This is a genomic window from Leadbetterella byssophila DSM 17132 (assembly GCF_000166395.1).
In the GTDB taxonomy this organism is placed as follows: domain Bacteria; phylum Bacteroidota; class Bacteroidia; order Cytophagales; family Spirosomataceae; genus Leadbetterella; species Leadbetterella byssophila.
Map to the genome: position 1 here is coordinate 1,661,307 of NC_014655.1, position 14,574 is coordinate 1,675,880.

Annotated in this window: 12 protein-coding genes; 4 read left to right on the forward strand and 8 right to left on the reverse strand. The window is 40.0% G+C overall.

Going from position 1 to position 14,574, the window contains the following annotated elements:
- The 4 genes from LBYS_RS07960 to LBYS_RS07975 are packed head-to-tail and all read right to left on the reverse strand — an operon-like array spanning position 1 to position 5,032.
- Positions 1 to 942, reverse strand: coding sequence for a phosphoribosylaminoimidazolesuccinocarboxamide synthase (locus LBYS_RS07960; protein ID WP_013408355.1), 942 nt, complete (start codon positions 940 to 942; stop codon positions 1 to 3).
- A 44-nt stretch (positions 943 to 986) separates the two neighbouring features.
- Positions 987 to 1,622: a tetratricopeptide repeat protein gene (locus tag LBYS_RS07965; RefSeq protein ID WP_013408356.1), complete on the reverse strand. Its 636-nt coding sequence runs from the start codon at positions 1,620 to 1,622 to the stop codon at positions 987 to 989.
- Positions 1,622 to 2,578, reverse strand: a complete 957-nt coding sequence (locus LBYS_RS07970; protein WP_013408357.1) for a vWA domain-containing protein — start codon at positions 2,576 to 2,578, stop codon at positions 1,622 to 1,624. The genes LBYS_RS07965 and LBYS_RS07970 overlap by 1 nt, the downstream gene beginning before the upstream one ends.
- The gene (locus LBYS_RS07975) at positions 2,579 to 5,032 is read right to left on the reverse strand and encodes a PIG-L family deacetylase (protein ID WP_013408358.1); all 2,454 of its coding nucleotides are present in this window, start codon (positions 5,030 to 5,032) and stop codon (positions 2,579 to 2,581) included. It abuts the gene before it with no gap.
- Positions 5,033 to 5,152: 120 nt separating this feature from the next.
- Between LBYS_RS07975 and LBYS_RS07980 the strand changes: the two genes are divergently transcribed.
- The 3 genes from LBYS_RS07980 to LBYS_RS07990 all read left to right on the forward strand — a co-directional run bounded on the left by LBYS_RS07980 (position 5,153) and on the right by LBYS_RS07990 (position 10,207).
- Complete coding sequence (locus LBYS_RS07980; RefSeq protein WP_013408359.1) at positions 5,153 to 5,839, forward strand: SIMPL domain-containing protein; 687 nt, start codon at positions 5,153 to 5,155, stop codon at positions 5,837 to 5,839.
- Positions 5,840 to 6,049: 210 nt separating this feature from the next.
- Positions 6,050 to 8,686: a sodium-translocating pyrophosphatase gene (locus LBYS_RS07985; protein ID WP_013408360.1), complete on the forward strand. Its 2,637-nt coding sequence runs from the start codon at positions 6,050 to 6,052 to the stop codon at positions 8,684 to 8,686.
- A gap of 36 nt (positions 8,687 to 8,722) precedes the next feature.
- Positions 8,723 to 10,207 carry a bifunctional ADP-dependent NAD(P)H-hydrate dehydratase/NAD(P)H-hydrate epimerase gene (locus LBYS_RS07990; protein ID WP_013408361.1) on the forward strand — a complete coding sequence of 495 codons (1,485 nt, stop codon included), beginning with the start codon at positions 8,723 to 8,725 and terminating at the stop codon, positions 10,205 to 10,207.
- Here the strand turns inward: LBYS_RS07990 and LBYS_RS07995 are convergent.
- Genes LBYS_RS07995 through LBYS_RS08010 form a run of 4 tightly spaced genes read right to left on the reverse strand, consistent with a single transcriptional unit; the run spans position 10,110 to position 13,660 of the window.
- Positions 10,110 to 11,402, reverse strand: coding sequence for a putative hexosyltransferase (locus LBYS_RS07995; RefSeq protein ID WP_013408362.1), 1,293 nt, complete (start codon positions 11,400 to 11,402; stop codon positions 10,110 to 10,112). The genes LBYS_RS07990 and LBYS_RS07995 overlap by 98 nt on opposite strands.
- Before the next feature lie 56 nt (positions 11,403 to 11,458).
- Entirely contained in the window at positions 11,459 to 11,992 is a 534-nt protein-coding gene (locus tag LBYS_RS08000; protein WP_013408363.1) for a shikimate kinase, read from the reverse strand.
- Between the two features lie 15 nt (positions 11,993 to 12,007).
- Positions 12,008 to 13,117 (reverse strand): BT_3928 family protein, encoded by a 1,110-nt coding sequence (locus tag LBYS_RS08005; protein ID WP_013408364.1) that lies wholly within the window; start codon positions 13,115 to 13,117, stop codon positions 12,008 to 12,010.
- A 6-nt stretch (positions 13,118 to 13,123) separates the two neighbouring features.
- Positions 13,124 to 13,660 carry a DUF1599 domain-containing protein gene (locus LBYS_RS08010; protein WP_013408365.1) on the reverse strand — a complete coding sequence of 179 codons (537 nt, stop codon included), beginning with the start codon at positions 13,658 to 13,660 and terminating at the stop codon, positions 13,124 to 13,126.
- Positions 13,661 to 13,697: 37 nt separating this feature from the next.
- Between LBYS_RS08010 and folP the strand changes: the two genes are divergently transcribed.
- Positions 13,698 to 14,534, forward strand: a complete 837-nt coding sequence (folP, locus tag LBYS_RS08015; protein ID WP_013408366.1) for a dihydropteroate synthase — start codon at positions 13,698 to 13,700, stop codon at positions 14,532 to 14,534.
- Positions 14,535 to 14,574: the final 40 nt, after the last annotated feature.

The following is a 14,574-nucleotide window of genomic DNA, read 5'->3' on the forward strand; positions in this document are numbered from 1 at the left end:
TTAAAGTTTTTTGAGGAATTTTTCTACGTTATCATGCACACGTTTAAGAATATTCTCAGAAGGTTTCTTCTTAAACTTCTCTCCTGTAAACTTCTCGTAAAGCTCTATATAACGGTTAGAGATCTCCTCAATTTTTTCGTCCGTCATTTCAGGAACTTTCTGTCCGTCCTGGCCTTGGAATCCATTTTCTATCAACCATTCTCTGACAAATTCTTTCGATAATTGTTTCTGAGGTAGTCCGGCAGCTTGATTTTCTTCGTACTTATCCAAATAGAAATACCTAGAAGAATCAGGAGTATGAATCTCATCAATCAAATAGATGGTGTCACCTACTTCCCCAAACTCATATTTCGTATCCACCAGAATCAATCCATTTTCGCGAGCCATCTGAGTACCTTTTTCAAATAATGCCAAAGCATATTTCTCAAGCATCAAATATTTTTCTTCTTGCACTAGGCCACTGCTAAGAATTTCTTCTCTAGAGATATCCTGATCGTGTCCTTCGTGTGCTTTAGTAGTAGGTGTGATGATGGGATGAGGAAGCTTATCATTCTCTTTTAAACCTTCTGGTAATGTAACCCCACAAACCTGACGTCTTCCTGCTTTGTATTCTCTCCAGGCATGTCCGGCCAGGTAACCTCTCACTACCATCTCTACAGGGAATGTATCACATTTTATACCAAGTGCAGCATTTGGATCCGGTACGGCAATCAGCCAGTTAGGAACAATGTCTCTGGTAGCTTCCAAATTACGTGCAGCAATTTGATTTAATACCTGACCTTTATAGGGTATGGGTCTTGGAAGTACTACGTCAAAAGCTGAAATACGGTCAGTAGCTATCATCAAAACATACTTCCCTAGTCCGTACACATCTCTAACTTTACCCCTGTAAAATGAAGTTTGGTTCTTAAATTGAAAATCAGTCTCGCTTATGGTATTCATTTGCAATATTATTTGAGGACGACCCCATTAATTTTGGCACAAAATTACCAATCTTTTTCTATATTATTTGCACTATTTTTGCCCGATATCACCCCTTTCCTTTCGGAAATCCTTAAGTTATCTAAAAGTTGCAAAGCCCTCTCCCTAGATATATTTTCAGAGTCATATGGATCCAATTCTTTATCTCTACTATCCCCGGCCTGTGCTCCGCCCTCAGGCTCCGGTGTTTGTTGATCTAAGGATCTCCTGGGCTTGTACAAGCTTGAAATCAGCTCATAATTATATCTGGCAGCTTGTAGATCATTGTCCTTCTCTATAGCCGACTTAAACAGGCGAATGGCTTCCGTAGAATCTCCGCGCATCAGGGCGAGGATACCCAACTGATTCCTGGAAATGGAGGCCTGATGTGGATCACTCAGATCCTTTGAATATTCATAATGCAAACGCGCCGCTGCGGTGTCACCTACTGCAAAATAAGCATGAGCCGCATCTAACCTCAAATAGGTATCAATCACCCGATGTACATCCTCCAATCGTTCAAATACCTTGATGGCCCCTTTGAAATCACTTTCCTCCATCTTCCTGTTAAAATCATCAATGTATTGATTCTTCTGCTCAATATTCGTATAGAACTGAGGATTCAGAAGAAAAAAGATGATATAATAGACAAAGAAATTCACTAGATCTTTAGCACTTTTACGGTGATGAGAAAATCTATTCCTACGAAGAGTAAGGCTAACAACAGAAAGAATACGTATTTATTATAGGTAACGCTCTGCCTGTTCAAATCATCTGGAGAGCTACTAACAAAGCTCACTTTTTCCACTAAAGTCGGCAGATTGTTTTGTTCGTTATTAAGCAAAAAATAGTCGCCTCCGGAGGCCTTTGCCAGTTCATTTATATTTTTCACTTCCAAAGCCGTCACCACATCCCTACCTTCAGCATCTTTTTTGAATCCTCTCCCTTCAGGTATCTTACCTCCCCCCAATGTCCCTACTCCTAGCCAAAACAGATGGATGTTATTTTGTTTCAATCTTTTGGCCAATTGTTCATCAATTTGATAATGGGTTTCTCCATCAGTTACTACTATGGCTACCTTTCCTCTGTTCTGCGTCCCAACACTCAATTTCTCGTTGATCATTTCTAGCATAGGACTAAAGTCAGTAGATCCCTTATCTATCATATGGGTCTTCAGATTTCCTATGGTGTTCCTAATATTCTCTGTGTCAAAAGTCAGAGGGGTTAGTAAATAGGCATTTGAATTAAATAGAATAATACCTATTCTGTCAGCAGAAAAACGATCAATCAGCCCTTGCAACTCATTCTTTGCTCTATCAATCCTGGATGGAACCACGTCTGTGGCGTTCATAGATTCTGAGAGATCTATGGCCAAGAAGATATCTTTTCCGGAGGCTCTGGCTTCCATTTCCGTTACACCAAAGTTCGGCCCCAAGGTCGCTAATGTCATTAAGCCCAAATAAATAGACCTAATGATAAACTTGATCACCGAACTCGTAGCGGAGGTCTTCAACTTTCTAGCAGCAGAAATTACCCTATAGAAATAGAACAAATAGATCAGTACAAAGCTGATCAAGAAAAAGTATTCTAACCTGGTAAATTCCCTACTAAAATTCATCTATTGAAGTGAAATCAAATTCGCAATGAGTCGATAAGCTCCGGGAACACCTGCCGGTAATTGACGGAACAGAGACAAACCCGTAAAAACAAAGTTACCTTTTCCGTACTTTGCATATAATAGAGAGCCCTCTTGCTCTGTTTCTCCCTGATCTTTCATACTTAGAACCGTTTTATACTTGTCTGACCATTCCTGCGCGAAGTATAGACCTCTTTCTTGAACCCATCCTTTGAAATCTTCAGATGTAATCTTGTTCGGATAATTCAAGATAGGATCTTGAGGACGGATAAAACGAACTTCAGCTTGTTCATCTGTAACCCTACCTCTACCTATGCTCATAGGGTAAGGTCCCAGTTCACTTGTCTTAATGGTTCCGTAGAAGGCCTGAGTTTGATATTGAACCAATAGATTACCTCCATTATTCACGTATTCCAATAAGAGTTTCTGGGAATTGGCTAACCAATCCTTCGTATTGTAAGCCCTTACCCCTACTATGATGGCTGAGAATCTGCTCAAATCCCCTTTGATGGCATTTTCATCCAGAAAAGTCACGTCATAACCTATCTGCATAAGAGATGAAGCCACTTCATCCCCGGCTCCCATGATATATCCTATATTCTTATTTCCCGTTTTAACATCCAAGTTGATAGCCTTAGCCTGAGCCAAAGGATATACATTTAGCTCCGGAATATGTTCATAATAGATTTGCTTAAAAGCTCTGTCATATTTACCTCTTTCATTTTCCCCTATAGCTTTTAATACACCTACTCCTTTCCCCGGCGTAACGGTAAAGTAGACAGGTTTCTCTTGATCTTTTTCGGTAAAACTAACTTCTACGGATTTTGGCTCTGCTGTCCAACCCTCAGGTAGTTCCAAAGATACTTTGGCCTTATTTGAATTTAAATTATTCTTCACTATGACTCCCACCGTCTTTTTTGCCCCTTCGGCAAAAACGATCACGTTCTGCTCAAAATTGAGCATGATCTCAGGCCTAACTTCAAAATACTTATAAATCTCACCTCGGGAAGGTTCAGTGTATTTGTACTTTACACCTTGCTTGTACTTCATAGGAGTTCCTAAAACTTCAAGTTCGAATTCTGCCTGAATGGCATCTGGAGCCATTGGTAGGTTACGGTAATTCTCATTTGAAAGCTTATACTTCCCAAGTTCCTTTGCTTCCTGCATCCAGTATGGCTGAGTGACAGGTGCACTTTGGGGCAACTTTACATCTAAAACCCATTCTTGAGCCACATTATATGGTAAGTTTTTTGCTACCAAAGTATCCTTTGTCAGTACCCCACTAATGTGAATCCCCTTCAATTTTACCTCGTGGGAAGAGCGATTTACAGCGAGGGTGAACAACTTTAGATTTTGACCAGGAGAAACCGCCTGTGCAGAAGTATTGACTTCTAGATACAGGCCGGCACAAGCAAATATCAAGGCCCTACATTCTTCTAATTTCTGCTCTTTGTATATAGAATTTGGAAGATTTTGAATAGCTGTATACACCTTTAATAATGCGGGAACGGAGGCTTCAGGAGACTTGAAATTATAGTCTTTAATCACTTCTCCTAGCATTTGCCCAATCTTAGCCCCACCTTCTACCCTATTCCAGGAGATATCAATGCCGTCAAAAACATCTTTCTGAGCGGGCTGACCTTTTACATGTACTAAGTAATCTGATCTTTCTGACCTGGTAGGTGCAGAACCGAAGCCTTGACTTCTATGCTTACTTCTTGCCCTCGCAGCAATCTCAGTGTATGCTTCACCTAGGATAGGATTGTAGTTGCCAAGCGGCACTTCCACAAAACTTTCTCCCTCAGGGGATGTATTCGTAAAACCTCTGCCAAAGGTGTTCCATACTAACCTTTTTGGTTGCCAAACTTTCACCTCTTTTAATTGCTCAGGATAACGCTTCGGATCACCCGCGGCATCAAAGGCCTCTTTTGAAAGTACGGCTGAAGCAGAATGGTGTCCGTGTCCAGCTCTTTCATCAGGTGGAAATCTATTAATAATGACATCAGGCTGGAATTTGCGAATTCTATAGACCAAGTCTTCTAAGATCTTCTCCTTGCCCCAAAACAGCAGAGCTTCGTCTGTAGATTTAGAGAAACCAAAATCCACAGCGCGAGAAAAGTATTGTTCTCCTCCATCTATCTTCCTGGCTTCAAGAAGTTCATGGGTACGTATCAATCCTACATATTCATCTTGCTCTGAGCCTATCAGGTTTTGCCCTCCATCACCGCGTGTCATGGCATAATAGGCAGTTCTCACCTTTTTTTCTCTGGCAAGCCAAGTGATCAACAGGGTATTTTCATCGTCAGGATGGGCCGCTACATACATAACATTGCCCACCGTATTCAATCTTTGTAAGCCTAAATAAATTTCGCTACTATTTTGCCCGAAAACATGCTGACAAATAAAGAAACAAAGTAGTGCAAAGGTTCTTCTCATGATTAAGGTTTAAAATGTAAAAATAGCAATAAAATTGTTAACGAAATCCTAAAAGCCGTTTCCGAGCCCAACCCTTTTTAACTAAATTGCGTCATAAGAACAACTAAATATATTAACAACATGATGAAGTCATTAGCCTTTGTTAGCTTACTTCTTTTATCGCCTATGTTATTTGCGCAAAAAGTAGAAGAAAAAATCCACATTACAGGAGAAGCTGAAATTGAAATTCCTGCTGATCAGGTATTATTAACCGTACATTTACAGTACAAAGATTATGAAAATGTACAAACTGCTTTCAATGCCCATAAAGCCGCCGAGCAAAAACTTGTGAAACTGGTTAAGGACCTAAAAATCTCCGGATCAGATGTACAATATTCTTTGATCAGCTTTAACAGGCAGCAAGAATATACAGCTACAAGTTCTTTGAGAGAGTACTTTGTTACTACTCAAACGGTCAATATCTTATTGAAAGACTTGAAATCCTATCCGGATATATTAATCAAATTAGTCAACTCCGGATTTACGAATGTTAGCACTGGTTTTACTTCATCTAAAGGTAAGGATTTCCCTGAAGAGCTGTTGACCAAAGCCGTAGAACAAGCCCGCAAAAAGGCAGAAGTTATAGCTAAAGCCTCAGGTAGAAAGCTTGGAAAAGTTACGTATGTGGGAGACGCAGCAAAAAGTGATCCTATTTTTAGAGCGGAAATGACCTATGCAAAAGTAGCAGATTCCGGTGGATTCATTTCGGAATATCCGCAAACCATCAAGAAATCATTGAGCTTAGAAGTCATATTTGAATTATATTAAAAATCTTACTGCCTGCTCTATTAAGCGCAGGCTTTTTTATTTAAAAAATTGGGAATTCCAAGTGATTTCCAGGAAAACAGGAAATCATCAACCCAAAACTAGCACAATTACCTCATATTCAAAGGAAATAAACTTTCGAGGTTTTATTTTTTATTCTCAGGCGAAAACATAAATTTGCACGATTTCAATAAAAAATTTAACCTTTTAATTATGAATTCAATTGTGTACTTAGTGCCTCTGTTTGGACTGGTAGGTCTTATTTATACGGCCATCAAGTTCAACTGGGTATCGAAACAGGATGCCGGAGAAGAAAACATGAAAAGGCTTTCTGGCTACATTGCCGATGGAGCTATTGCCTTTCTAAAAGCAGAGTGGCGAATTTTAGCCATGTTTGCCATCCCTACCGCCATTATTCTATTCTTCTTAGGAAATGACAAAGGAACACCGGAACATCCTATCCACTCTTCCCCCTTAATTGCCATTTCTTTCCTTATCGGAGCTATTTTTTCGGCCCTTGCAGGATACATAGGGATGAAAGTAGCTACCAAAGCTAACGTACGTACAGCACAGGCCGCCAAAACCTCTTTAGCAAAAGCCCTGAATGTCTCCTTCACCGGAGGTGCGGTGATGGGTATGGGCGTAGCTGGCTTAGCGGTTTTAGGATTCGGTGGATTGTTCATCGTATTCTATCATCTCTTCGCAGAGGGTTTAGGCCTTACTTCCATAGAAATGAAAAAAGCCATTGAAGTCCTGGCAGGATTTTCATTAGGTGCAGAATCCATAGCCTTATTTGCCCGTGTGGGTGGCGGTATATATACAAAAGCTGCTGACGTAGGAGCTGACCTAGTAGGTAAAGTAGAAGCCGGTATCCCTGAAGATGATGTAAGGAACCCGGCTACTATAGCAGACAACGTAGGTGATAACGTAGGTGACGTGGCCGGTATGGGTGCCGACTTATTCGGTTCTTATGTGGCTACCATTCTTGCAACAATGGTATTGGGACAAGAAATAGACGTTATGGATAATGTAGGAGGATATTCTCCTGTATTACTGCCCATGTTAATTGCAGGCGTAGGTGTACTGGCTTCATGGATAGGTACCTGGTTTGTAAGAGTGAAGAACGAGACAGATTCCGTACAAAATGCGCTGAACATAGGCAACTGGATGTCCATCATCATTACTTTGATTGCATCTTATTTCTTAACCAAAAACATTCTACCTGAAAGTTTAGAATTAAGAGGTCACGCATTCACCTCCAATGGAGTGTTCTTCTCTATCTTAACCGGATTAGTGGTAGGTACTTTGATGTCCATTGTAACAGAGTATTATACTGCAATGGGAAGAAGACCGGTGGATTCAATTGTACAGAAATCAGGAACGGGCCACGCTACCAATATCATAGGTGGATTAGCTGTAGGTATGGAATCAACAGTTATCCCTATCTTAATCTTAGCAGTAGGTATAGTAGTATCTTACGCCTGCGCAGGACTATATGGAGTATCCATTGCCGCAGCCGGTATGATGGCTACTACCGCTATGCAGTTGGCCATAGACGCCTTTGGCCCAATTGCTGATAATGCCGGTGGAATAGCGGAGATGTCCCAGCTTCCTCCGGAGGTCAGAGAAAGAACAGATAATTTGGATGCGGTAGGTAACACTACAGCGGCTACCGGTAAAGGATTCGCCATTGCCTCTGCTGCTTTAACCTCCTTAGCCTTGTTTGCCGCCTTTGTGGGTATTTCAGGTATCTCTGCTATCAACATCTACAAGGCTCCTGTATTAGCCGGTTTGTTTATTGGAGGTATGATTCCGTTTATCTTCTCCGCACTTGCTATTTCTGCAGTGGGTAAAGCAGCTATGGAAATGGTAAATGAGGTGAGAAGACAGTTCAGAGAGATACCGGGAATCATGGAATATAAAGCCACTCCGGAGTATGAAAAATGCGTGGAAATCTCTACAAATGCCTCTATCCGCCAGATGATTGCCCCAGGTGCTATAGCCATTTTGGCTCCGGTGGTAATTGGATTTGGCTTGAAAGGAGTATTTGAAGATACCAGCTCAGCTGAGATTTTAGGAGGTCTACTGGCCGGTGTAACGGTTTCTGGTGTACTAATGGGAATCTTCCAATCCAACGCAGGTGGTGCTTGGGATAATGCTAAAAAATCCTTTGAAAAGGGAGTAATGATTGATGGCAATACCTACAAAAAAGGATCTGATCCTCATAAAGCTGCAGTTACAGGAGATACAGTGGGTGATCCGTTTAAAGATACCTCAGGACCATCTATGAACATTTTAATCAAGTTGATGTCTATCGTTTCCCTAGTGATTGCTCCTTACATTGCTACACATTCTACAATACCTACAGTAGAAGGGCAACTAGTTATAGAAACCATCACTGTAGAGAAAGTGTTGCCTTCAGGCACTACTTTAAGCTTCATGGACAATGGTATAGAAGATCAATTGATCGAGTTTATTGAAGATGAAAATAGCAAGGCCGGAAATGACAACTGGTTCAATTTTGTGGACTTGAATTTTAAAAGGGGAAGTAATGACATTGACGAATCCAGTATGGAAGAGGTAAAGAACATTGCAGCCATTCTTAAAGAATATCCTCAAGTGAAGATCAAGGTGGGTGGATACACTGATAATACGGGAACACCGGAAGGAAATCTTAAATTATCAGAAGAAAGAGCCACTAATGTTAAGAAAGCTTTGATCGCCCTTGGCATTTCAGAGGATCGTCTCAGCTCTGAAGGATTTGGACAAGAACATCCTGTTGCTGATAATACTACAGAAGAAGGCAGACAGAAAAATAGGCGAATAGCCATCTCAGTCAGAGAGAAATGATTAGATTAGGCCTTTCAGAAATGAAAGGCCTTTTTTATGAACATTCTGAACAAAGAACAACTCCGGGCTACCGACCAACATACTATCCAAGTTCAAGGCATCCGATCCTGGGACCTGATGGAGAGAGCGGCAAGGGAATTATTGAAAGCCATAACTAGAGAATTTCCACATGGGGAATTCTCCATTTTATGTGGTCCTGGAAATAACGGAGGCGACGGATTAGCACTAGGACGCATGTTAAAAGAAAAGGGTATAAACACTCAGGTTTTCTTGTTGGAAAGTCCCAAATATTCCGAAGACAACCTCGAGAACCAGAAACTTTTAGAAGAATTCGAAGTTTTTAATTTAGAGAAACTACCTGAACTTTGGCCTGACTCTATTATCATTGATGCACTTTATGGCTTTGGGTTGAGAACCGGCTTAGGCATAGAATGGAAGGCATTGTTTGAGAAAATAGAAGGAAGAACATGCCTCGCCATAGACCTTCCAAGTGGGTTGCTTGCTGATGAGCTTACAACATCCCCTTACGTAAAGGCAGATATAGTGTACACCTTTCATTGCCCTAAAAAGGCGTTCTTCGCTCCTGAACACGGGATAGAATCCTTTGAAATAATTGACATAGGATTAGAAAAAGTAGGTGATGGTAATTACCAATATCTTGCTGATGTACATTTACTATTAAATCAACCCTCTCGATTTGCTCATAAAGGAACATTAGGCCAAGCCTTGTTAGTGGGTGGAAGCAAAGGCATGACAGGTGCAATAGATTTAGCTACCAAAGCCGCACTTCGGGGAGGATGCGGCATAGTGAAGGTGTATGGTCCGGGATGCACTCCTGATCTTCCTTCTGAAGCTTTGGTACAAAGAGATATAAACTTAGAATATATCAAACAAACTCCTACCATAGACGCTAAGACTACCGCGATAGGTATAGGAATGGGAATGAGCCATAACGGACAGGAAGCACTTCTAGAATTTTTATCCGTCCTCCCACCTATTCCTCTGGTACTAGATGCTGACGCTTTGAACATTCTTGCTAAGCACCCTGAAAAAATACCGACAGGAGCTATTTTAACTCCTCATCCTAAAGAGCTGGACCGCATCGTAGGTACCTCGAAAAGCAGTTTTGAGAGATGGGAAAAGGCAGAAAAACTGGCAAAAAAGAAAGGGATATATCTTATAGTTAAAGGAGCAAACACGCATATCTTTTTCCCTGACGGTAAAATACTGGTGAATTCCAGTGGTAATTATGGTATGGCAAAAGGCGGAAGCGGGGACATACTCACCGGTCTCCTTACAGCTATCTTAGCTCAGGGATACCCTATAGAAAAAGCACTTCCTTTAGGCGTGTATTTACACGGATTGGCCGGAGACATTGCCGCTGAAACCCTGGGCCATGACGCCATGAATGCCGGAGATATCCTTACTTTCCTTCCTGATGCATGGAAGTTGTTGAGAAGAAGGGCTTGTACAACAAGTAAATACCCAAGACGATCAACAGAGCAAAGAGAATTGCTATGAACTTAGATTGCATAAAGAATACCTGGTATTCCATTATATTCCCTTTAAGTATCTTGGACGCCTTTTCTAGGTTTAAAAAGTAGGCCAGACTAGCTAGTATATAGAAGAAATATTTACGGTTATACAAAGCATATGCACCGGCAAATAATATCGCCGAATGAGCATATCTGGCATGCATCTGGGTATTAAAATAGAAGAAGATCACGGGCAATAAAGCCCCCATGATCAATAGACCTGATACAGGGTATCTCCTGGAGAAATCTCTGCTTTTGATTTTAAAGAACAAATAGATGACCAAAGGGAATAATACCACAAAGGACATGGCGAAAAAGGCCAGCAGACCGTAGGTGTTGTAGCTCAATCCATAGACACCATGAATATCCAATTGCTTCAAAGGGTTTTCAAAGACAAAGAACCACATATTATTAGCCCCCATGGAAACTTGCGGATATCTACCAACCATGTTAAAACCTACTTCAAAAACCCTCCATAAATCGCCCGTCAACGCAAATGGCAACAGGATGAGACTTTGCACCACTACTAATCCCACAAGGGCTTTAAAGACGCGTTTGGCTTCAAATCTTTCCATGAGATGTTCCAGCCAAATAAAACCTATCAAAGGTAGATATACTAATGCTTGAATCTTAGCATTAATAGCAATGAAAAAGAAAATCAGGCTTAAGGTCAATCTATGCTTTAATGCATAATAGAAGCTAATAAAGACTAAGGTAGTATAAATCCCATCCCATTGACCATATAAAAGGGAATCATAGAGGTAGGCTGGATTTAATAAAATAAGAAGACAGGCTAATGGAGCCTGTCTTGGATATTTTTCTTTAATCAATAAGTACACATAAAAAACACCTACTAATTCCATTCCGAAGGTAAAGATCTTCAAGGAATTAATATTTGCTATTATAGATTCCGTGGAACCCGTTAACAGCGTATAGCCATACAGAATATAATGTGTAATAGGTAGGTAATCTACTCCTAATTTATACACATTTTCAAGTCCGTTACTGAGCATATAATTTGCCCAAGTAATCCACACTCTTCTGTCATATTTTCCTGGAGTGGTGGTATCCGGTACAAATAAGAGCACTAGTACAAAGGCGACCAAAAAGATTCCAAGGATGGACCTATGGTCTTTCTGCCACTTGTAAAAAGTGCCAAAAAGGCTGTGTTTCTTATTCATGATAGTGGTATGATCTAGTTTTTTTTAAAGCACTGTGGGTGTGGAACTGAAATATCTCAGATCACATCTTTGACCGCTTTGGAGAAATGTGCGTCCAAAATCCAAAGTATGGTATTCGCATCTGTATCTCCTTCTATTACGATATCCGCCCTTTTATAGGTTTCAATCCTGTCTTCATACGTTTTGGTCAAGGTATCTACTAAAAGTTCACTTTCCAAATTGTACAAAGGGCGATTATTTTTCTTGGAATTTCTCATTCTCTCTTCCAATTTCTTAGGCTTCACATCTAAGAACACGCTAATTCCGTTTTCTTTAATGAAATCCATATTGTTGCCGTTACATGGAGTTCCTCCTCCGGTAGCAATCACCAATCTGGAATTTGGCTCTATGCGCTTTAAATGCTCCGTTTCTATCTTCCTAAAATACTCCTCGCCCTCTAGATTGAAAATCTCACTGATCTTTCTACCTTCCGCCAGCTCGATCTTTTTATCTAGATCTATGAACTCATAGTTTAGCTCTTTAGCTAATTGTCTTCCTAACGTACTCTTTCCGGAAGACGGCATCCCAATCATAAAAATATTCGTAGTCATTTATACGCAGTAGTACTATATGTTAATCAACTTTTTAATTTTCGAATCTGATGGCAAACGATTAAAGCTCCATTTCCCCAAGATGGTACCATTATCTAGCAATAACAGGATAGGATTATTGCGAGCCATAGTTTTCATTACTTTCTCATCCACAAAATAACAAGGGTAAGAAAGCTTCTTTTCAGCTAAGAATGCAATAGCGTCCGTTTGAGAGGTCAGAACGATAGGCTTTATCTGACTCTTACTAACTTTGGATACAAGCTCCCTATATTTCTTAAATTCAAGGTCTTCCAGGTCTTCAGTAGTCTTTATTAACAATGCCAAAACCTTCCCTTCTAAAACTTCCCCCATCTGATCAGCTCCGGCCGTATCTACTACTGAGAAATCAGTAATCACCGGTTTGATGTTATCTTCGTTCAGCACCACTGAGCTTTGATAGGTATAACGGACAGTATCCATGAGATATTCTTTAGACTTCAAGGTTTTACCAGAAGTTTTGTCCAAAAACTCATACTCTATATCAGGTGCTACATCCGGTCTTTTCATCTGTTCCGGAATACTTTTACCTACCGCATATGGCAGCATATCTATTACCGGCAAATAACTTAAACTATATATTCCAATGCCCAAAGACAAGATACTTGCTATCAACACTGCAGGTGTTCCTGCTCCCAAGTTTTGATACTTTTTGCGATAAAAGAAGATGATTAAGATAAACACCATAGTCACCACATTCTTCCAGAATGAATGCCAAGGCTTTAATTTCATAAACTCCCCAAAACAACCGCAATCTGTAACCCTATTGAAATATGCCGAATAAAAAGTCAGGAATGTAAAGAACGTCATCATAAGCAGCGCTACCCAAGCAGTATAACGCAACTTAAAACCAAAGAACAATGCTACCCCTACCACTAGTTCCATACAACAGAACAGAACGGAAAGTGTAACTGACATTTCACTCAAACCTATGAACAGACCTTCCAAAACAGGTATATCCATAGCAAATACCTCAAAATATTCTTTAAGCTTTAAGGCAGTACCATAAGGATCCACTACCTTCAAAAAACCTGAGAACATAAGGTACATCCCAACCACAATCCGAGAAAAAATAGCAAGTATCTTCATAGGCTTTTACTGTTGGCCGGATTGAATTTCACTCAGTTTGATCAAACAAAAAACAGAATAATTTATAATATCTTGATAACCGGATCTAATTCCTTCAGAGATGATGGTTTTTCCTCCGTTATCTTCAATCTGCTTAATTCTCATTAGTTTCATCAAGATTATGTCTGTCATGGAACTTACCCTCATGTTCCTCCATGCTTCATTATAATCATGATTTTTATTAAAAAGAAGAGCCTTTACCTTCTCCACTTCTTCTTTATAACCTGCCTCTACGTCTTGAATATTCTCTCCATTTTCCATTAACATCAGAGCCATCACACAATAGTTAATGATTCCAATGAATTCAGGAACTTCCCCTTCATCCACCTTAGAAAATCCGTTCTCCTGCAAAGTGCGAATTCTCTTAGCTTTGATGTATATCTGATCCGTGATAGAAGGAAGACGAAGTATCTTCCATGAGGTTCCATAGTCCATATTCTTCTTTGAAAATATATCAAAGCAGAGGGCTATTATTTTAGAATATTCAGTTTCGGTCTTAGGCATATATAAATTTCAATAGTTTTTGTTTTTTTTGCAAACTATGAAAAATACAATAAATATAGGCGGTAAGGTTCTTGTACTCGATGAACCCGTAGTTATGGGAATCCTTAATAGTACGCCGGATTCATTTTACAAAGATAGTAGATTTAATCCTAAAGAGGAAGGTTTTATAAAAAAAGCTACATCTATGGTAGAGGCTGGAGCGAAGATTATGGACATAGGAGGATACTCTACTCGTCCGGGTGCGGCTTTTGTTAGTGTACAGGAAGAAATAGACCGAATAGTACCGGCAGTAGAAGCCATAAAGAGGCACTTTCCTCAAGTAGGCATCTCGGTTGATACTTTTAGAAGTAAAGTGGCTAAATACGCGATAGAAGCTGGTGCACATATCATCAATGATATTTCTGGGGGGGATTTTGATGAAGATATGTTTTCTATAATTATCAAGTATAAACCTGTATATGTCTTGATGCATCAAGCGGGCAAAAATACAGAAGACATGCATATCCCCTACCCGTATAAAGATATAGTACAGGAAGTAAGTGATAAACTCTTCAAAAAAGCCAATTTTCTACGTGAAAATGGAGTAAAAGACATTCTTTTGGATCCGGGCTTTGGTTTCTCCAAAACCATTCGGGACAACTACGCCCTTTTGCAGAACCTACATTTGCTTAACAACCCACATTTCCCCCTTTTAGTGGGAATGTCCAGGAAATCGATGATCTATAAGAGTTTGGGCATCACTCCTGAAGAAAGTCTTCCCTATTCCTTATACCTACATAATTATGCTGTGGAGCGCGGTGCACGCATTATTAGGGTACATGATGTTCCTGAAACCATGAAAATGCTTCAGCTTTTTCAATTATTAAATCAATAATTAACCGCATAATAACTTTTTCTTGATAAAATAATACGAT